The sequence below is a fragment of the Halostagnicola sp. A56 genome (assembly GCF_000691505.1).
Taxonomy (GTDB): domain Archaea; phylum Halobacteriota; class Halobacteria; order Halobacteriales; family Natrialbaceae; genus Halostagnicola.
This window is the reverse complement of record NZ_JMIP02000025.1, coordinates 99,158-118,355: the sequence shown is the minus strand read 5'-3', so window position 1 is coordinate 118,355 and position 19,198 is coordinate 99,158. Positions and strand designations below refer to the sequence as shown.

At 49.0% G+C, this 19,198-nt stretch carries 19 protein-coding genes and 7 pseudogenes; 15 read left to right on the top strand and 11 right to left on the bottom strand.

What is annotated here, in order from left to right; all coding sequences use genetic code 11:
* The first annotated feature begins 36 nt into the window (after window positions 1-36).
* Both EL22_RS16520 and EL22_RS18755 read left to right on the top strand, forming a co-directional pair.
* The gene (locus EL22_RS16520) at window positions 37-414 is read left to right on the top strand and encodes a putative sulfate exporter family transporter (protein ID WP_082146833.1); all 378 of its coding nucleotides are present in this window, start codon (window positions 37-39) and stop codon (window positions 412-414) included.
* Window positions 415-619: 205 nt separating this feature from the next.
* Window positions 620-748, top strand: a pseudogene (locus tag EL22_RS18755) (gfo/Idh/MocA family oxidoreductase); the annotation flags it as partial.
* A gap of 2 nt (window positions 749-750) precedes the next feature.
* Here the strand turns inward: EL22_RS18755 and EL22_RS16510 are convergent.
* On the bottom strand, window positions 751-1,320 hold the full coding sequence (locus EL22_RS16510; RefSeq protein ID WP_082146832.1) for an IclR family transcriptional regulator: 570 nt from the start codon (window positions 1,318-1,320) through the stop codon (window positions 751-753).
* 718 nt (window positions 1,321-2,038) lie between these two features.
* Between EL22_RS16510 and EL22_RS17515 the strand changes: the two genes are divergently transcribed.
* Together EL22_RS17515 and EL22_RS14660 are read left to right on the top strand one after the other, a co-directional pair.
* Entirely contained in the window at window positions 2,039-2,302 is a 264-nt protein-coding gene (locus EL22_RS17515; RefSeq protein WP_197075942.1) for a hypothetical protein, read from the top strand.
* 291 nt (window positions 2,303-2,593) lie between these two features.
* The gene (locus EL22_RS14660) at window positions 2,594-3,079 is read left to right on the top strand and encodes an ABC transporter substrate-binding protein (RefSeq protein WP_050052175.1); all 486 of its coding nucleotides are present in this window, start codon (window positions 2,594-2,596) and stop codon (window positions 3,077-3,079) included.
* 1,052 nt (window positions 3,080-4,131) lie between these two features.
* On the opposite strand, the gene EL22_RS17510 is transcribed toward EL22_RS14660, so the two are convergent.
* Both EL22_RS17510 and EL22_RS14650 read right to left on the bottom strand, forming a co-directional pair.
* Window positions 4,132-4,563 carry a hypothetical protein gene (locus tag EL22_RS17510; protein ID WP_156184183.1) on the bottom strand — a complete coding sequence of 144 codons (432 nt, stop codon included), beginning with the start codon at window positions 4,561-4,563 and terminating at the stop codon, window positions 4,132-4,134.
* Window positions 4,564-5,012: 449 nt separating this feature from the next.
* Window positions 5,013-5,345, bottom strand: coding sequence for a hypothetical protein (locus tag EL22_RS14650; protein ID WP_156184182.1), 333 nt, complete (start codon window positions 5,343-5,345; stop codon window positions 5,013-5,015).
* Between the two features lie 165 nt (window positions 5,346-5,510).
* Between EL22_RS14650 and EL22_RS14645 the strand changes: the two are divergent.
* Window positions 5,511-7,571 (top strand): annotated as a pseudogene (locus tag EL22_RS14645) (VirB4 family type IV secretion system protein); the annotation flags it as partial.
* Window positions 7,572-7,602: 31 nt separating this feature from the next.
* On the top strand, window positions 7,603-8,097 hold the full coding sequence (locus EL22_RS14640) for a hypothetical protein (RefSeq protein ID WP_231587992.1): 495 nt from the start codon (window positions 7,603-7,605) through the stop codon (window positions 8,095-8,097).
* Here the strand turns inward: EL22_RS14640 and EL22_RS19445 are convergent.
* The gene (locus EL22_RS19445) at window positions 8,021-8,329 is read right to left on the bottom strand and encodes a helix-turn-helix domain-containing protein (RefSeq protein ID WP_082146831.1); all 309 of its coding nucleotides are present in this window, start codon (window positions 8,327-8,329) and stop codon (window positions 8,021-8,023) included. The genes EL22_RS14640 and EL22_RS19445 overlap by 77 nt on opposite strands.
* 134 nt (window positions 8,330-8,463) lie before the next feature.
* Window positions 8,464-8,868 carry a hypothetical protein gene (locus tag EL22_RS17505; RefSeq protein WP_156184181.1) on the bottom strand — a complete coding sequence of 135 codons (405 nt, stop codon included), beginning with the start codon at window positions 8,866-8,868 and terminating at the stop codon, window positions 8,464-8,466.
* A 47-nt stretch (window positions 8,869-8,915) separates the two neighbouring features.
* On the opposite strand from EL22_RS17505, the pseudogene EL22_RS19440 reads away from it, so the two are divergent.
* The 4 genes and pseudogenes from EL22_RS19440 to EL22_RS18215 all read left to right on the top strand — a co-directional run.
* Window positions 8,916-9,509: pseudogene (locus EL22_RS19440) on the top strand (Eco57I restriction-modification methylase domain-containing protein); the annotation flags it as partial.
* Window positions 9,510-9,550: 41 nt separating this feature from the next.
* Window positions 9,551-10,063 (top strand): annotated as a pseudogene (locus tag EL22_RS18745) (RNA-guided endonuclease InsQ/TnpB family protein); the annotation flags it as partial.
* A gap of 26 nt (window positions 10,064-10,089) precedes the next feature.
* Complete coding sequence (locus tag EL22_RS19435) at window positions 10,090-10,647, top strand: polysaccharide biosynthesis C-terminal domain-containing protein (protein WP_082146830.1); 558 nt, start codon at window positions 10,090-10,092, stop codon at window positions 10,645-10,647.
* Entirely contained in the window at window positions 10,620-10,994 is a 375-nt protein-coding gene (locus EL22_RS18215; protein ID WP_197075963.1) for a hypothetical protein, read from the top strand. Before EL22_RS19435 ends, EL22_RS18215 begins: the two co-directional genes overlap by 28 nt.
* Before the next feature lie 87 nt (window positions 10,995-11,081).
* Here EL22_RS18215 and EL22_RS16490 read toward each other — a convergent pair.
* The 3 genes and pseudogenes from EL22_RS16490 to EL22_RS18740 all read right to left on the bottom strand — a co-directional run.
* A pseudogene (locus EL22_RS16490) lies at window positions 11,082-11,204 on the bottom strand (urease subunit beta); the annotation flags it as partial.
* A 392-nt stretch (window positions 11,205-11,596) separates the two neighbouring features.
* On the bottom strand, window positions 11,597-12,361 hold the full coding sequence (locus tag EL22_RS14620; protein WP_050052170.1) for a hypothetical protein: 765 nt from the start codon (window positions 12,359-12,361) through the stop codon (window positions 11,597-11,599).
* Between the two features lie 686 nt (window positions 12,362-13,047).
* Window positions 13,048-13,275 (bottom strand): annotated as a pseudogene (locus tag EL22_RS18740) (transposase); the annotation flags it as partial.
* Between the two features lie 177 nt (window positions 13,276-13,452).
* Between EL22_RS18740 and EL22_RS14610 the strand changes: the two are divergent.
* A complete protein-coding gene (locus EL22_RS14610) occupies window positions 13,453-14,160 on the top strand; it encodes a hypothetical protein (RefSeq protein ID WP_050052168.1) in 708 nt (235 codons plus the stop codon).
* 135 nt (window positions 14,161-14,295) lie between these two features.
* Here EL22_RS14610 and EL22_RS14605 read toward each other — a convergent pair whose 3' ends face one another.
* The 3 genes from EL22_RS14605 to EL22_RS16485 form a co-directional block, all read right to left on the bottom strand.
* Complete coding sequence (locus EL22_RS14605) at window positions 14,296-15,072, bottom strand: hypothetical protein (RefSeq protein ID WP_231587991.1); 777 nt, start codon at window positions 15,070-15,072, stop codon at window positions 14,296-14,298.
* The gene (locus EL22_RS14600) at window positions 15,062-15,679 is read right to left on the bottom strand and encodes a hypothetical protein (protein WP_343123196.1); all 618 of its coding nucleotides are present in this window, start codon (window positions 15,677-15,679) and stop codon (window positions 15,062-15,064) included. The genes EL22_RS14605 and EL22_RS14600 overlap by 11 nt, the downstream gene beginning before the upstream one ends.
* Before the next feature lie 363 nt (window positions 15,680-16,042).
* Window positions 16,043-16,510 carry a glycosyltransferase family 4 protein gene (locus EL22_RS16485; protein ID WP_197075938.1) on the bottom strand — a complete coding sequence of 156 codons (468 nt, stop codon included), beginning with the start codon at window positions 16,508-16,510 and terminating at the stop codon, window positions 16,043-16,045.
* A 28-nt stretch (window positions 16,511-16,538) separates the two neighbouring features.
* On the opposite strand from EL22_RS16485, the gene EL22_RS18210 reads away from it, so the two are divergent.
* The 4 genes and pseudogenes from EL22_RS18210 (at window position 16,539) to EL22_RS19430 (ending at window position 18,957) form a co-directional block, all read left to right on the top strand.
* The gene (locus EL22_RS18210) at window positions 16,539-16,709 is read left to right on the top strand and encodes a hypothetical protein (RefSeq protein WP_197075937.1); all 171 of its coding nucleotides are present in this window, start codon (window positions 16,539-16,541) and stop codon (window positions 16,707-16,709) included.
* Entirely contained in the window at window positions 16,709-16,945 is a 237-nt protein-coding gene (locus EL22_RS18205) for a hypothetical protein (RefSeq protein WP_050052166.1), read from the top strand. The genes EL22_RS18210 and EL22_RS18205 overlap by 1 nt, the downstream gene beginning before the upstream one ends.
* A gap of 7 nt (window positions 16,946-16,952) precedes the next feature.
* Window positions 16,953-17,201: pseudogene (locus tag EL22_RS16480) on the top strand (aldehyde dehydrogenase family protein); the annotation flags it as partial.
* 1,459 nt (window positions 17,202-18,660) lie between these two features.
* The gene (locus EL22_RS19430; protein ID WP_050050963.1) at window positions 18,661-18,957 is read left to right on the top strand and encodes a hypothetical protein; all 297 of its coding nucleotides are present in this window, start codon (window positions 18,661-18,663) and stop codon (window positions 18,955-18,957) included.
* Window positions 18,958-19,198: the final 241 nt, after the last annotated feature.

Here is a 19,198-nt window from a genome sequence, read left to right as displayed (position 1 = left end):
TCACACATGCTTTTGGGTTGAAAATACCGAAATAATATGGTTTCCCTATATAAATACAATCCCCACATAGAGACTCTGGCTGGCATCGCTATCCTATCTGTTGGTGCAGTTGGCTCTTGGGCCCTCGCCCACCAAATACCCGGTGCTGACGAACTCCTAATCGCAATTTTCATAGGTGTTATACTCACAAATACTATTGGAATACCAGAGTGGGCAAGTAAGGGCATTCAGACGCATAAAATTTGGCTTGGTTCAGGGATTGTTCTTATGGGCGTCTCTCTTACACTCGATCAAATTATTGACAGAGGTGTATTTGTAATTATATCTGTTATTTCATTCTCAATATTGACAATTCTGTCCATAGAATTATTATCGAGATTGCTGTTTGATTTCGAATCAAAATTTGCTACATAGGTTGAATCTCTGAACTCGTCGGCTCTATTGTAAGGAAATTTGTTTGACCATGTTAAACAAAACATATAGACCAAAAGATTGTTTTACAATCATACGTGTGTATAATTAATTTGAAGAGTAGACAGGATCGATCCCGTCCTGGTGAGTCCTGTAATCGGTCGATCGTAAGAAGTTTATCAAATGAAGGTGAGAGAGTTTAGCAAGCATGAAGAATATGACGCTGACGGTCGGTCTGGTTGGACTAGGTGCCCATGGTGCGAACCACGTGAAAATACTCGAGAAACTTGGTCACGAAGTTCTTGGAGTAGACGCAGACACAGCGGCGAGAGAGTCGTTTCAGGAACAGTACGACGCAACAACCTTCGAGAGTCTCGAAAAGCTATACGAATCTTCAATGGATAACCGAAGTTCTATCTCATCAGCTGCATTGATTACTGGCCCAACATACTTCTCTCGAAACTCCTCTTTAGTCGTCTGACTAATAGGGCCATTAATACTTATTGCTCCGATTTGGTCATTTTTAGGATCTGATATATTCACACCAATGGAAGCGACACGCTCAATTCTCTCTTCAACACCGATAGCATACCCCTTCTCTCTTACTCTATTTATCTTTCCTATGAGGTCATCACGATTATCAATTGTATACTCAGTCACTGTTTCAAGCCCTGTATCATTTATTATCTTTTCGGTTTTTTCATCCGATAGCAGTGCTAAGATTGCCTGCCCAGAAGCGTTCTGATGGAGAAAGAATTCCTGTCCAAGTGGCGAAACATCAGAAAGTCCATACTGGTCATTGTATACATGAGTAAAATAACCTCTATTATTTTCTTTGACTGCAAAAGCAGTAAGGCAACCTGTCTCTTCTCCTAATTTTTTAACGGTCTCTTTGGACTTATCACAAATACTACAGTTGCTTCTAACTGATCCTCCAAAATGGAGAAACTTAAAGCTAAGTCTATACTGACCTCGGGTGCCACACCAAGAGTACCAGTGTCCAGAATGTGATGGTGTTTTGGGTTGTAATCAAGGAGCATGGGAATGTTTTAATTGTGATTACGTCCCATTCCATGGTGCAGATTAAGAACCAATGAAGTCAGAAACACCTATAGAAGGAATTATCGTTAGTGGTACTGTTAATCTCGATATGAGATCGGTGATGGCGATGGTCCTGGTATCAAAGGGAGGAAGATATTAAAGTTTGCTTCTCGAATACCACCGTAATTAGTTACTTGACTCCGCACCTTAGCAAAAGAGATAGTTGAAAAAGTAAGTGATGGAGCTAAACCGCCGGAGACGTGCACAAGGACAGGCGTTCAAGGGAACGGCAGCGGGTCACATAACTCGTATGGGGTGCGCGTCCTGTCGCCAAGAAGGAACCACTAGACATGGGTGATCGGCCTTGGAGCGCCCAAAGACGCTCTTTCGTAATTTCAATAAGCGTATTGAAGCTATATATTTCACTCTGAATCAACTCCTCGTTCACAGGATGACAACTATTCAATTTTCAGGATTAAGTGCTTAAGCGACATCCATCAGACGGAGAAGGATTGTGGTTGTATGTTGACATAGCATTCACACAGAAACCTTCAAATTTATGTAAAATACAGGCTACCACTGATTCATGGAGCGATTTTACATATTTCACATATGTATGGCAGCCTATGGGGCAACCTTCGCGATCTGGTCGGTTCCAGCTATTATTGAAGGGAGTACAAGACTACCAATTATCTTAGCTGGTATCGTCGGAGTTGGAATGATAATCGCGTCAGTACACGAGGTACTCACCCGCTCCCCATCCGACTTCGAAATCGGAAATCTATCATTCTGGACCGTCGTTTTGGGTGTTGTTGGATTCCTCTTATTCCAAATACCTGAGTTGTTCTGAGCGGTCAGTCCCTGAGAGGTGATTGCAGAGTAGAGCGTGCATACTCAACAGAAAGTATTCAGGCCCTCCATTACAGAATATCGTTATGCGGAAACGCTTGCTGCTGGCGTGCTGTGCTTTCGTCGGACTAGTTCTCACAGTTGGCTGTCTCGGGACTTCCCCTTTGGACCAACCGTCCTCGGATCACTCCTTGTATCTCGAAAATCACGGAAACGAGAGCGCAACGTTCGATATTCTCGTAGTAAGAAACGCAACGAATGAGACCGTTTACAACCAAAGTTACGTGCTCGCATGTTCGAAGAAGTTGATATCGTAATCGGCCACGATTCGTACGGAACGGAAGCATTTCGGGAAGCGCTCGGCGAGGACATCGTCGATATATATAATTGGGGAGTCGACCTCAGAAACGAACGCGCACAGCAGGCGTCCGAGCAAATGCAAGACGAATACGATGTTCGGATGGACGCACTCAGCCTACCCAACTATGATGCGGTTCGGATGCTAGCACAGGTCATTGACGAACAGGATTCCGCCGACACTCAAAGTGTTCGTGACGGACTCGCCGATATAGAGTACGAATCTGCATCTGGATGGGACGTCAGCTTCGACGAGGATGGTAACAACGAAGCTTTCCAGATGATTGTAAGCAAGTGGGAGCAAAGCGATGGGGAGATCAGAAATGTTCCCCAGTATACGAGCGATGGGAGAAAATCTATGCTCTTCTACGAGAGTTGTTTCGTATGGAATAGAACATCATTGAACGGAATTTCATTTTGAGTTTTAGCCCCGGACTCAGCGTTATCATGGCAATGACATTTTCCGGAGAATGGATTGCTATTATTCTGTTAGAATTCGGTGTACCATACGGGGCATGGATTGGTGTCGGTATCGGAGTCATTGTTGTCTTTACCGTATTTGCAGCAGTGTACACTCGCCTTGATTCAGTCTACGGAGATAGACTGTAACTAGCACTCGTTCATTTAGTACCTATACTGACCGAACCGGAATATCCTCGATCTCCAGTTTTGACTCTACAGATCATGTGGGATCGGATAATCAGATTTTAAATTGTATCCAACTGTGAACGAGATGTCCTCGAGGACCGTGTTCGCGGACATCTGTATCCGCCACATATAGTGTCTCGCAAGCACCCCGTATATGATGAATTCCCCAATCATACAATAATACATTATTTCTCTTCTAACAATTATTTGTCTTTATCTATTGTCGGATCAATCAAGTAGTTAGAAAATGAGTGAGGATCATAATCCAACGGAACCAAGAGAGGACGAAAAAAGGAATTTGGGAGGAGACTAATGACCATGAACTTGTCGTGAAGTGTATCCAATCATTAGAAAGCATCGGCGTAGAGTATCTTGAGAAACTGCAATCACCGGTCGATGACGACTTCATGAGGGAACTTAATGATCAGTTTGAATTCCTTATCCAAAGTGCGAGTGAAGAGTACACCAGTCAGAAGTATCTTGGACCGCTCTGTGAGTCTCTTGGACAGCTGTCGCGATCTACATTTGTTCATACTGAGAATCAAGCGCAGACATCGATGTGGCTTCAATCCTTGAAAAATGTCTTTAAGCAGACTTACCCAGATAACGATCGAACAGAGGCTATAGGAAAGTCGGTCAAAGAAATCAATCGGACTGTAGTACTATCCTTGGAGCAGGAAACAGATATCGGGACTAACCATTACTGGATCTACTCTGGAGATATTGAGGACATAGCCAAAATCGGTGCTCGAAACGCTGCAATCTTTCCGTTACGGAAATGTCTGGGGGCGTATCGCTGGCATTTTATTGCGATGTCGAACGCTCTCATAGCTGATAGGCGGTATTTCCAAAGTCAGGTAAATTATACAGTCGCTGGGATTCATACCCAGTACAAATAGTTCGAGAAACGTCCTTTGACGGTTCTTCTCCGTGAAGGATATAATTCAGAATCTCTTGTTTGACATCTATTCTGTTAACCACAGAAGTATATGGACTCGTATACCAGCCAACGAGCGCCTCACCGAATTCTTCTCCCATCCCACGACCGGGTAACTGGTCTACTATTGATTCAGGCAGGCGAAAAGACGGTTGAAAATCCGTTCGTTCATCAACATCTACTGCTGCCGCAGGGACAGCAGCATTAGCTTCCTCAGCAATTGATTCGGAAGCGATGCGTTTAAGCTGTTCTTCAGAACGCTGGCGGACTTGGATATTATTAAGTTCATATGCAAATCCATCCCGAACTAACTCGTCCAACTGGCTATCGAGTAATTCTTCACATTAGATGAAAGTATATGATTTTATTTATTTATTTATATACAGATAGTTTGCAAAGTTATATATACTCTGCTCTCCCTAAACTACCTGTGGGATCAGCCAATGCTGGAAATACTCAGTTCGACCTCTGGCAAAGAATGGTACAGTCCACAGTATAACCAATAAAAGACAAGACAATGTCCGAATCAACCACTCAAGAAGCAAAAGACGTTACAGAGCATGAAACACTTGTTGACTGTGATGTTCACTTAGCGATACCACCTGGTGAACTTCAGGCGTATACAGCTGAACCATATAATAAGCGGCTTAGTTCAACTCGAATCACTAGTCCTCTCCCACGGGATGGGTGGGACCGTAGTCTTTTTGGGAAAATTGATCAAAAAGAAGAATTAGAGAATGTTTCTACTGCCGAGAGACTTCAAGAGTCACTAGTCGTCGAAGTCGCCACTATTCCAGCGTTCGACGTCCTCGATCGGTTCGTCGAAGAGGTAGTCCGTCGACTTCGAGAGGCGCTGGGAGAACGCCGCAGGTGAGGACGCGTTCTCGGTGAAATCAGTGCTCGAGAGGTTCTCCTGATCCATGTCTTCCGACCACAGCAGCTGAAACCGCGACTCGTTGACGCCGTAATCAGGGCCGTCCGCAGGGAGAGCTGTACTCGAGGTCGCATCTGATGAGTTGGCTGCTGCGGTGCCCATCAGTCCGATGGCGAGGCTACTCATAACGAGGAGGACGACGACGATCACCGGGCGGAGTGTAGCCATCGACAGGAAGTGAGGGAATGTCAGTTTCAATTGTGGCAGGTCTCAGAAGGGCTGCACACAACTGGAGAAGTCAAATCCCATCTGACTTCCAATGTTGTCGATGAGTTCGGGTGAGATGAGCGCGAGAACGATAATCCCAAACCCGAGCCCCGACATCACCAGCCTGAAATGCCCATTCTCGGTCGATTGTTCGGTCGGTTTCAGTCTGATGGGCTGAGCGAATCCAAACGTGACCAATTCAAAGAAGAGAAGCTCGAGTCGCGACTCTCCCAGCTTCGGCGCGGTGGCTCGTCGCTCTATCGATGTTCGATCAACCCCGTCGACGCATACGACCTTGCACGGATCACGAAGGAGTACTGGACGTGCCAGCCAGAGGAGTACGACGATATCTCGAGCGCGCTCGGGACGTTCCCGGTTGTCTCTCATGGGATCAGCGACGGTGTGCCAGCCACGCCAGATCCTGAGGATGTCGTTGGTGCGATGGACGACAGAAGTGAAGAAGCAGAGGACTGGGAATACTCCCTTGAGGATCTCGACTCGGACGAAACTGAGGAGGGAGACGATGTCTCATCAGTGCCCGCAGAAGACCGTCTTCCGGACACGTCGACGATGCACCAGTCGGTTATCGCCCCATCGACGATTGATTGGGAGACGACCTACGCCGTGATCAACGACGAAACGTTCGTCCGCACCTTCTGGATCGAACAGTTCCCCGAAGAGCCATCGGATGGACTCCTCGAGCGATTGCTCCTCGAGACCGAACTCAAGACGGATATCAGCATCCACCTCGATCCGTTCGATAGCCAGTCGGCGCAAGATATGATGGCCGACTGGATCTCGGATCTAAAGATCAACCAGCACGATTCGAACAGTCTCAGAGCCGAAGATCTCCAAGAGGACATCGACCAGGCGAAGTACATGCGGTCGCTCGTTCGGGCGAACAAAGCCTCGTTCTATCGCGGCGGCGTATTTATCCGCCTCGCTGCCGAGAGCCAGCAAGAACTTGAGAATCAAACAACTCGGTTACGCTCGATCATCAAAGACGCACCAGCCAACTGTACGCTGAAAGTCGCGAGTCGATGGCAAGAGCGAGGACTCGCGACTGTCTCACCGCTCGGACGGAACGAACTCGGTCGTGACCGAATGTCGACGCTGACGAACCAGGCCATCGGTGCGATGTTCCCGTTCTCGTCGAACTACCAGATGATGGACGACGGCATCGAATACGGCTATCACGGCCACAACGGCTCACCGATTCGAATCAATCCCTGGGAGCTCGAGACTGGTCACAGCGAACTCGTCGTTGGAATGCCCGGTGCGGGGAAGACGTTCGGCGGGATCTTGCGCCATCTGCGGATGATGAAACGGCGTAACGACACGATGCTCGTGCTTGTCGACCCCGTTGGTGGCTTCCGCGGGATCGCCGACGCGCTGAATGCCAAGACGATCACTGTCGGTGGCGACACGAAACTGAACCCACTCGAGATCCGCGAGACACCACAGCACGTTCTCGACTCGAGTGACGGCGTCTCTCCACTGTCGGCGAAGAAAGACGAGGTCTCCGCCGTGCTCGAAAACTTCCTCGAGGCGCGTGATATCGAACTGGGGACGGAGACGGGCGTCCTGTCGTATGTGATCGACGAAGCCTATCGGCAGGCTGGAATCGTCGAGGATGACGTCTCGACGCACACGTCGGAGAACTCACCGACGATGCAGGACGTCCATCGGATCCTCTGTGATATCGCCGAAAACCCAGATGACCACAACATTGCAGAGTCCGAATCCGCTCGCGAACGTGCTGCCCAGTATGCCGACGAACTCGCGATCGCCTTTCAGCCGTTCCGTGAGGGTGGCTCCTACGAAAATCTCTCTCACCACTCGGAGATCGATATCCTTGAGGGTGACAACAAGGTCGTCTATATCGATCTGGGTCAGATCGAGGGCAGTGCCTCAGGGATCGATCGCCAGACGTTCCTGATGCAGTTGCTGCTGTCGACGATCTACCAGCAGGCGAAAAACACCCAACGCAATGTGGAACTCGCAATCGACGAAGCCCACTATCTCTTCGACGATCAGGCCAACCTCGATTTCCTCGAGACGGCATTTCGTCACCAGCGCCATGCTGGGCTTCGAATGGTACTGCTCTCGCAGACCGCCCAGGAGTTCTACGAAACCGAGCAGGCCGAGAAGATCATCGGGATGGAACGTATGCAACTGAGGCACCGGCCTGTTTATTCGTGTTCCATGGAGGGAACTGATGGAACTCAGTGAAAATGAACTCACGGTATCACGTGAGCTTTCAGAACTCGACAAAGACGTATTAGCATTTACACAGATCCTCAACGCTTGCGACGTTAATTACGTCATTGTCAGTGGGTATGTCGCAATCCTCACTGGTCGATCTCGGTCAACAGAAGACATCGATGTAATTCTGGAGTCGCTGTCCGAAACGGAAACCAAGCAGTTGGTTGCCGAACTCAAAGACCGGGGCTACTGGGGAATGGCAATGCCACTTGATGAGATGTATTCAATGTTGAGCGACGGGAGCCGCATTCGAATTGCCGAGGATGGTGAGATGTATCCGAACTTCGAGACGTGGTTCGTCTCAAACGATGTCGAACGCGAGGCGCTTTCGAACCCACTCACCGTCACATTCGACGAGGGACAGATCGAGATCAGCTCGCTCGAACTGCAGATTGCGTACAAACTCCGACTCGCGAAAACTTATCACAAATACTACAGTTGCTTCTAACTGATCCTCCAAAATGGAGAAACTTAAAGCTAAGTCTATACTGACCTCGGTCTTTCACTACATAATGGCCTTTATCCAGCGTTTTTAGATGTTTATGTACTGAACTTTTTGATTTACCCGTATAGTTCGCTAAGTCAGTTACACCAGCTTGTCCAAGATGATCAAGAGCTTCGATAATTGTAAATAGGGTCTGATCAGACTTTACAATTCCTTGGTCAATGTGGTCAGTCATAACACTATAAACATTACAGGTACTCTATCTACTTAGTGTCCATGGCTCTAATCGTTCTTCATCTGATATATTGTTACAAATTCATTCGTTCCGATGGTCTCGTCTTCGGGCCCGTTCTGTCACGGGTAAAAGGATCAACTTCGATTATTTCGATGATCCCGACTCGGAAGAACTGCTTTGTCTCTGCAACTTCGGTCAGAAGCCGATTGCTGAACTTGCTCAGGCTTGAGGTAGTGTAGATCCTCTTTAGATTTACGGCTTTTTACTGTCGATTTATCATTGGGCGTATAGCTCGCTCTGTCTGCCGGAGTCTCGCGCACCCAACCTTGTGCATCAATCCTGCCAGCTTGAATCAGTTTGTTCAACTCGGTGTATGCCGACACTAATGCGGCATCGCCTTTGCCAACACTTGATGCATTAGTGTACCGTTCATCCAACTCGGCTAACCAGTCTTCAATATCGATTGCGTCTGCCTCTTCGAAGACCTTTGGCTCGCGGATATATCCATCGTACTCGAGAGTTGGTTCACCGTAATTCATCCACTGTCTAAACTCTCGAATCTTCGGGATGTAAGAATGCTCGTAAAATGGCTGAGCGAAAAATCGACACCCACAGCGAGGAGCTTAATGAGAAGATCCGCGATCAGTTCAACGAACTTGTCGACGAGGATGTTTCTCTTGAGGAATTAGAGGAGTTCTCACCGTTTCATTGGGTGCTCGAGTTCGCGACAGTCTATCGTGAAGGCGGCTTTGATGTCATCATTGGGAACCCACCGTGGGATGAGCTGAAGCCATACCGGACGGACTTCTTCCCAAAGTACGATACTGAGTTTCGTAGCCACCCACCTGGTGAAAAGGACAAGAAGGTGGAGGAGCTCTTAGAGAACCCTGAAATCGCTGCCGAATGGGAGAAGTTCCAGCATGACAAGGAACGGCAAGCGACCTATATCAACCAGAGTGGAGAATACGAGTACCAGACGCCAAGCGTAGAAGGACAACAGGTTGCACGGACGAACGACCTGTCCCTACTGTTCTTTGAGCGAGTCTATGATATCGTCAGAGACGGTGGTTATGTTTCACAGCTGCTTCCTGGTCCGTTCTTCAATGCCGCCGCTGGGAAGGATTTGCGAGTACATGCCTTGGAAGAGTCTGAGATTCAGAATATCATTGGATTTGAAAATCGCGGTATATTCTCCGATATAGACACTAGGTATAACTTCGAGACGACATTCCCGCCCGCTACGAGGTTCAGGGACAACTCCCCGACCTCAAAACGTGGTGGGACGACCTCGGAGACGTTCACTCGAAAGTCCTTCAGATGGTCGTCAAGCGCGTCTACGACAACCTCTCCACGCTCAAAGCACAGAAGGAGAACGGACGCGCTGTTGGGATGCTCAAGTGGAAACCGCCTCGGGAGTATCGGTCGCTCACCTACAACCAGTCCGGCTTCAAACTCAAGAATACGAGTGGTCGGCTTGTCTTGTGGTTGAGCAAAATCGGTGAGATACCGATTCACCTCCACCGAGACATCCCCGAGAATGCGACCATCAAACAGGTCACGGTCAAACGAGAACCCACGGGCGAGTGGTATGCCACGTTCGGCATCGACGTAGAGGAAGCCACGCCTGAAAAACCAGAGACGCCCGAGAAGGTCGTTGGTATCGACGTGGGGATTCTCAAGTACGCCCACGACACCGATGGGTACGCCATCGAAAGTCTCGACTTCGGCGACGAGMRMGCAGAGCCGACCAAAGAAGCCCAGTGTATCGATGGAGTTTTACGCTGTGTTTGTTGCCCGCAATACTTTTATATACATTCCGATTTGAAGTGTTAGCGCTCTTCGGATCCGAATTTGCTCATGGATCGGTCATATTGTCGTTATTCGTCGTAGGTCAGGTAACCCGCAGCGCAGTCGGACCGAGCGGATATATGCTTATGATGAGCAACCACCAGTATGTCGTAATGTTCAACCGCTGGTTCCTCGGGATCGCGAACGTAGTCGCGAATTACATTATGATCACTAGGTACGGCTTCACGGGAGCAGCAATTGCGTCCGCTCTCACACTCGCCCTAGTCAATCTGTTCCGTATCCTCGAGCTATGGAGTTTGGAACGGTACTACCCGTATACACGGAGATATTTCAAACCGATTTTAGCTGGCTTGGTGGTAGCAGTATTGATGGGTCCAATACGGACTGAGTTACTCAAATACGGGATTTCTCAGATACCACTGCTCGTATTTGGAGGCATCATCGGAACCGTGAGTTACGTCATTATCATCTATCCATCCGAATGCAGTCAGAACTCTACAGTGAGATGATGGAGCTGGCAAACTCGGCGTTCACTGCGATGATATCAGAATCTGACCGTTTACTGGAATTCATCCACGAGTGCGGTGACAGTCTGGAGCAAGCAGATAATCCATTCTTCGTCGCTGCGTGGTACTCGTTTGCCGCTCATGTCTTCAGAATGTTCGCTCCAGACGCGGACTCTACCAAAGAACTGGAGGAAGCTGCTCAACACTACGCAGAAGTACGTATGGAGTATGAAGAGGCACTCGAGAACTCCATCTACGAGATTGAGGAGTTCGAAATTCACGACGTTGACTTCCCGGACCTGATGAACGAGATCGCGGATAGCGACGGAGACCGTCGACTCACAGAGTAGAGTTCCCAACCTAAGATTGTTGATATCGATCTTCATAGAGGGACCGGAACAGAAATTAATCGTTTGGCCGTCCAATGATCTGATTAGAGAACCGACTTGCACCGGTCGATCGCCGGTGTTCTCGACGGTTACGGCCGTCGTTTCCCGCCCTTCGTTTATCACGACCGGTTCGTCGGCCGGCTCGAGTTCTCCCGGGACGATCTCACTCATTTTCGGTCACTCTCGATCCGATGAATGAAAAACGCTTGGTCATCACAGAGAGAATTATACGCACAATCAGTGTAAAGATACCCGTGTCTAACAATATTTGCCCACCCACTTCAAACACGAGTGCGTAATTGTACGTATTCTCGAGAACTCAAATACAAAGTCACTTAATCCGTATTAAGATCGTTCATTCCGCCAGATATAGTCGGATATAACGTATTCGTAAAAAACCTCGAGCGTCGAGTGCTTGCCTGACGTGTTTTTCCACATCAGCCGCAGAAGTCGGACGCGTGCACTGACCTGTCCGGACAGCGCTTGTGGGGAAAGCGCGGTTCGTCAGCGATCGGAAGCGTTCGAATTCGGCACACGGTCGGATTCGATTCGTTCCACAACGTTCACGGAAAGAAATTTGACGGTTGAACATCCGATATCCAAACAAGGGAATGGTCTTCAGATTCAAGTCGTAGATTCTTGCTTTCAGATACTGTTTGGTGAGACGCGAAATAGAGGCGATAGTGTTCAGTACCGACAACAGCACGGAGAATATCATTCGCGAATTCCTGACTGATAACTCCTTCATCGTTATGTTTTGCGAACACCACGTCTCCGTTGTCGGCTTCTCCTTCGAATTTCTGTACATTGGACTCGGACAACTCGACCCTTGAGCTGTGTTCTGTGTACGCTGTTTCATTACCGACAAGGTTCCGGTAGATGCGGCTAGCTGTCAGCCATCCGTGCTTGAATTGAATGACATCGCGTTCAAATTTCGAAACATCTTCGCTCCGTGTAAGTCCGAACCACCCTCCTTCAAAATTGTATTCCAGCATATGAGGTTCGCCTTCGAGTGATTTCTCAATCAAGAACGGTTCTTTTTCGGCGTCCTCTTTTAACTCTTTTTCCGCAATACTCTCTAACTCTGCGAGGAGGCGCTCTTTTTCTTTCTCGGTGAGATCGTAGTCAGCGCCATCATCGCTTTCACCCGAGCTGGCAGCGCCAACTGATGAAAGTGCGATGCTCGAGCCGAGAACCCCGTACCCTGTTCGTTTGAGAACGTTTCGTCGATTAAGATTGTCAGTCTTACGCGACATGCCATCTAATAGAGATAACCAATGGTACTTATAATTTTCTGCCACTTGTCCAGTGGTTACTTCCCGGAACACTCGTCGAAATAATCAACTCTACTCAAGTCAGCCGACGACCACGCGTTGATTTTGCGAGTAGTTTCTCGCTCGAGACGTTCCAACCGTCGTGACTCGGTCGGCAGATTCGTGATTTTTCTCAATCGATTTTCTCCGAACGGCCCTAAGACCTACTCAACACATGTTCATATTGACTCAAATGCCTGAAATCAACACTTTCAGAAAAGGCATGAGTCTGACTCACATGGGATAATCAATTGAATCTGTAGTTGGATAGAGCTTGGTCTCATCCGAGCCACTGCTAATATAGTGAAAAGCACCTATACTATACGTAGTAGTATACTACTATACTACCTACTAACTGTATTATTATTAAATAATAGTAATAAGTGTTGTAGTGTTGTTGTAGTTTTTTCGGAGTCGGATAGAGCCGTTTCCAACACAGCCCAATTCTATAGTGGCGGTAGGAGTCCTAACGCAGTGTTTTCACATTCTAAGCAATAGTCCTTTAGAGCCGTTCGGAGAAAAACAATGTGGGTTCAGCGGGGCTGTGATGCGTGGTTTCGGACGAATCGACGAGCGGAATCTGCTTTAGATCCTTCTCCCAACGAGTATTCTTGTTGAGATGAAAACTAGTTCGGAGTATTTTCGCGGCCACGAACAGTGTAGCCACTCAGACGCCACGCTAACCTAGAATGAGTGCTTCTCTACCCGATTCCGGTTTCCTTCTTCAACAGGGTAAGCGTATTGTCGGCTGTCACAATGGGCGAATGCTCGTACTCTCCGGTCAGTTCCACCTGTACGAGTAGATCGACTGCTCGCCAAATCGAGTACAGCAGACACGCGAACGCGAAGTAGAAGAACCGCAGTACGAAATTCTTCGATGTCGTCGCCGCCATGAATCGCTTGATACTCTTGTAGCCGCTCTCGATCTCCAGCGCGAACTATACTTGCAGATCGTTCCCGCTGGGATGAAACGATAGAGTACCGTGCATTGAGAGTATCAGTCTCAACTTCTGTTGTCCAAAGCAAATATCGCGGATAGCGCTTTATACATTTCTTGAGCCTGTGTTCGCGCGCAAGCGTTTCAACACGCTTCCACTGGAAGTACGATGGATTCCGCTGATATTGAGCTGGCCGGGTTCCTGTTCCTTCCCACGTCGCAAGATAAAACGCCGATTCAGATATTCATTGTACTTGGTGCGACTGGAATCTTCGCAGGGCTACTGACGTATTTCCTGACTCCGGAACAGTTCGTCGCTGCGAGTGTTGGCGAACGCGTGTATGCTGCGTGTGCCAGCCGAGAAACAACAATTGCCGAAGAATTGGGACTCCAAGGAGAATCCGTGTATATCCCACGCGAGGAGGGTGAAGCAACGCAACTATTTGTCCCGCTTGACGCCGATTACTCGCTTCCTGATGAACACCGAGGTCCACTCGTCCTCGAATCGGAGACACGCGGGCTTCTCGTTGAGACAACTGGTGGTGCGCTCTTCAAAGACTTCGAACAGACGGTCTCCGGAGAGCTTAGTACACGGCCAAATAACCTCGCGGTCCAACTCTGTGATGGCCTTGTTGATGGTTTCGAACTGGCAACGCGCGCAGAGCCAGATATCGATACAGAGAATCACCGAATCACGGTCGCGATTACAGAGAGCGCATACGGGGCAGTCGATCGGTTCGACCACCCCATCAGTTCTTTTCTCGCTGTTGGATTCGCAATTGGACTTGATCAACCAGTACGTCTCACCATCAACCGTGGGGGTGAACGATCGGACTGGCTAGTTACGTGTGAATACAACATCGATACAAAGAATTGATGGCGAGTGACTCGAGCTAGCTTTTTGTCTCTGATCTTAGCTCGCGGATTTCGGCCGCATCAGTATCTGGGAGTTCAACGCTGTTGACCACTTCTTCAATAATCGTTTCAGGTCTGATATCATTTAATTCGGCATCTACGACGGATCTGGTCCTACCTGGACGACAGCTGTCACTGTCATCGGTTCTGTTCCTAACTCGCTGCAGTCTAGCGACCCTCCCGCACCACTCGTCTGGTAGATTTGGCCAAACGAATAAGCAGTCGTCTCTCCGGGCGGTAACCGCGTCTCATGGTGATACGAGACTGTATCGTCGCGGCCTAACTTGGCGGCTGGTGCACCTTTCCACCGAAGTTCAGTGAGTAAGGAGGGAATCGTCCCCTTGTTCTTTATAACAACTGCGGCGTATTCATCCCAGACTGGCGAATTCTTGTCCCAGTCCATATCCGGATTCTCGGCCGCCCAGAGCACGTCGGTGATCGTGCACGCTGCATCGAGTGTGATTATCGTCGAGTCAATTGGATTATTACTCTCGGAATTCTCGAGGGCAGTGAGTTCGTACTCGCCAGTGGCGATATCGTCTTCATATCTGCCGAGGATCTCAAATCCAACTTCGGTGTCGCCCTCGAGACTGGCTTGATCAACTATCTCATCGTCCGGATCCCGGAGGGTGATGACTTCGGTTGCGCTCTCTTCAGTTACTGCGACCTCGAGTTTCTTGTCGTTCATTTCGACGTTCGCGAAGACCTCGCTGTCTTCGGTGTCGAGGCCAGAGCCGTCCTCTGTACTATTGTTCGGGGACTCTGAATCTGTGTTCGACGTGCAGCCTGCGAGCCCGACAGTACTGAGTCCGATGGTCGCAAGCACTGATCGGCGGGCGATACGACTCTCGTGAGTAGGGGTGTTATCGGTCATTGTTGTCTGTAAATCCAAGGAACGTGCCGCCAGACAGGTAGTCAAACCCGTAGACGGCCAGGGCAACTGGCAGGAACCACAAGAGCGTCACGAGCGCAAGTTGGACGAGCTGGGCGAACTTCGGATACGTCGGTGGAATCTTCGCTCTGTCTTCGGCTGCGGCATACATCGTCTCCGCATCCCACCAATCTGCAGCAACGTACCTCCCATCAACGAGTAGCGATGGCCGCTCCTCGAGATGGAGGCGAGCCATGCCACTGGCGTTGACGGAAGCCAACTGGTTGCCGACTTCGACGCGCCCAGTCGTCACTGGCTCGCCAGTTGCGGTTTCGGTAACTGCTGCTTCGACGACCGCCCCCGAAGAATTGGCCTCGAGCACGGTCAGTTCGAGATTCGTTTCGTGAACGATGCCTTCCTCCTCGAGCGAGACTGTGTCTGACTGGCCACGAACGATCCCGTGAACGGTCACTGAGTCGAACGAATCTGCTGCGAGGGATTCCGACTGCAGTGCAACGGACGTCGCGTTCACGTACTGATCGACTGGGGTAACGTCGATCTCATCACCGAGGGATGGTCCCTCGTGTACGCTATCGAGAGCAGATATCACAAGAGAGACGCAGCAATCTGGGGCAAGAAGCCGAATAAGAGAAGAGAACTTCCAGCCCGAAGATACCACTCGCGGGCCCGCTGTTCAAGCTGGTGAACGTGGCGTTCGATATATCGATCGACGAGTGTTCGAGAGATTCGTCCGTCACGAGCGTGAATCGAATCCCCATCGGTGTGATATCGAACTTCGACAGCGTCGGGCTCGTCCTCCAGGCTTACGACGACGATCTCCTTTATTGGGCCATGTACCTCGACTCGCCCGTCGAGTGCCTCACACACAGCCTCAAATCCTGAATCATCCGAGGTCAGTTTCCCTTTGCTCAGGAGAATTACCCGGCCCTATTCGATTTGTTGGATTTCACCCTCAGGTGTTTTGTTTGCCCGAAATTGTTAATTCATAATATTTCTTCCCAACGACATCACGAGAGAACTTCTTTAAGGAATCAACAGGAAGTGACTCAAATTCACATACTGTTTCTACAAAATCAGATTCCATCTGGAAGGTATTTTCAGTCACGTACGAAATGTCTCCAACGTCACGGGCCACGACAGGCAACCCACATGCAAGCGCCTCGAGCACTGCCCGAGGAACTCCCTCTGTAAGCGAGGGATGGACAAGGAAATCTGCTCCCCTGTAGTACTTGGGTATTTCGCTAGGTTCAACCGATCCGATAATCGTAACGCGGCCCTCGAATTTTGATGGAAGATGGAGTGATTTATGTTGCTTTCCCACGAAAGCAAACTGAAGATCGGGGCGCCTCTCTAGTATTTTGGGGATATTTCGTTCTACTGTTTCTTTTCCTTTTCTCCGGGTAAGTGATACACTGGACAAACTCACCGCAGTCAAGCGGTCTACCAGATTGCCTGACGATGCCTCGCCGGAGAAGGTAATCCGCGTAATGGCAAACGCGCACCTGATTGAGAACGGTGATGCGGACGAGTTGAGCAAACTAAAGCAGGAGAAAGCGGAAGCAGAGGCAAAGCAGGATGCACTTCGGGAGTGGATCAATGGCAACAGTCGTGGTAAGTAATGGATGAATTTGCACTTTCTCAAACGGAAACTGAGCAATTGTCAAACACTACAATGTCCTTGCTCAAGAAGTATCGCACCACTCACCCAGAGCTTGGGAGAGACGATCCCCTTGATAAAGTGATTGCCGTCTCCCTCCGTGAGAATATGCAAGGCAAAACGGTTGAACAAAATTCGCAAGACGTGGCCGAGGCTCAAGCAAAGCTCAAGGCCAAGATTCTTAGCAATCAGCGGTAACCCTTTTCTTACAGTCGCAAATGATGTTCAGTTCGGCCTCTCTTCAAGTATTGTCACGCAGAATCTCACAGAAGCAAACCAGTTTATTGACGACATCGAGGCAGGTGTCGCTAAGGTTAACGAGAAGACAACTGGACTCGAGTTACATGTTCCATTCGGAGGCTACAAGAACTCTTCAACGAATACGTATCGGGAACAGGGTGACGCGGGGCTTAATTTCTTCACGACCACGAAAACAGTCCATCTAAACTACTAACGTCAACTCGAAGCCATAAGGGCATAGTACACCGTCTCGAGATAAGCTAATTGCAGGCAAAGCTGAACGATTTGAGCCACTCGTCAGCTGTTTCGGCTTCCTCAGAGTTTACCATCAAGACGGTCAAGGATGAACAAAATCCGCTCAACGACTTCGATGTCGGAGGAGTCCGCAGACTACTACAATTTGCCCACGTCCTCGTCTTCCGCTGACCGGGTGAACAATCATGAATTGGGTGGTCCATAGAACTCTTGCTGTTTTCTCTAGATTATGTCACGGTCAGCAAGCTCTGTGATCATCTCGTCGTCATACCCGAATTCAGTGAGGATTTCTTTGGATTTTTCATCGATGGTCATAGCTTCCTAATTGTTCCCACATTTCATTCTCTTATGTTCCAATAGATTTATTATGAATAGCGGATTCTAATAGAACGGAGCGGATTGTTGGACATAGAGACGTAACTGTTTCCCGCTCCCACTTCTCCCCTTCCAGTCGGAACATCTCCGGTGACGTGAACGTCACCTTGCTGCTATGCTTCCCCAGTGACGGTTTATCAACCAATAATCTGCTTCAAAAGAGCGTTCTTCATCCTGTTCGGGTTTGGATTGATCAATCTCACAGTTCGGTGCCTATTGATACGTGATCTCACTCAATCTCTGTTTGTTGATTGACGCTCTATGGGCTCAGTAAATTTCATAGAACAACGCTCCTACAGAAATCATTCTACGTTTATAGTAAATTGCTCTTCGATAGAGATAAGCGCTCTCAGTGACCGATTCTTCGAATCACTTGCAGAACTTCAACAGTAATTGATAATTCCTCGACCAATTTCCAGCTCCATCGGTGAGAAGTCATTTCTAAGTTACTAGGGCTCACCCATCGAAGCCCAGACATGGTCGCAACGATAGCGATCATCAACACGAGTTCGACCAGACTCACCATCCCATATTTTTTGTTCAAGGAGGCAAGCCGCTCGTGATTGGTCTAAAAAGTGATTGACATAGCGTTGTGTGAACGGCCTCGGGGTCAAGTAGTTCGCGAATCTCCGATTCTCGTCATCACGGAGATCTTCGATTTCCGTACGACCCCGAGACACTCGCCTTGTTTCCTCTGTCGAACTTCCGTATCTTTGAACGGCTATTAACTACGTGTCACGATTGGGGGGTTTCATCCACATTGAGACGGAACAAAAACATCGGTTGCCTGTGGAAATGGTTTGTAGCATAGGGAGATTAGCATTGAATGGCGGTCAAGATGCAGTAGCAATTCGTGTCATACAACTCGAGTATATCACTGTTGAAATTCTATTATCCAGATCTATCTGAGCGTGAAATACACACACTACAGATGCGAACCGAGTAGAGTCGTCGGCACCGTTCACTAGGCGCGATAGAATATCCCTGTAGATGGCGAGGAAATGCCACAAATACTTATCCTTTCGAGGGGCACCTATTCACACATGTCCTCCATCGACGAAACCGTATTTAGCGAGCCTTCTGGCGGTCTCTTTGCACTGGTTCAGCTCTGTGGAGCATTCCTTCTCTCGGGTATCTATGTATATTACGTGATTATGGGAAATTCGACAGTGGGCAGTTGGGTGCTATTTGCGATAGTTGGGACTGCCTTGTCCGGAATCGCTGAGTCCCTTCCGAAATCCCGAGGACGAGCGGCTGGTGTTCTGCGACTCACAGCAATTTTCGTACAGGTGGGGCTTCTCGTTGCCCTCTTCTTCGCCCCTGAACTTCTCATCGGGTGAGAGTAGCAGTCGGACTGAATTCGGGCACCGCAACTCTTCTCCGAACTTGTCCCTGGCTAACTTAACAACCGAACACGTAGCCGGAGTTGACGGATCCTCAATAATCCATTCGACACTTCGAATCTGGTGTTTTATCTCCGGCCATGCCTTTTTCCCCCTCTCCGTGAGACCATAGTATCGCCCGACAGTCCGCCCTTCAGGAACCCGCAGCTCAACCACGTCTTTCTCCCGGAGTTCCGCC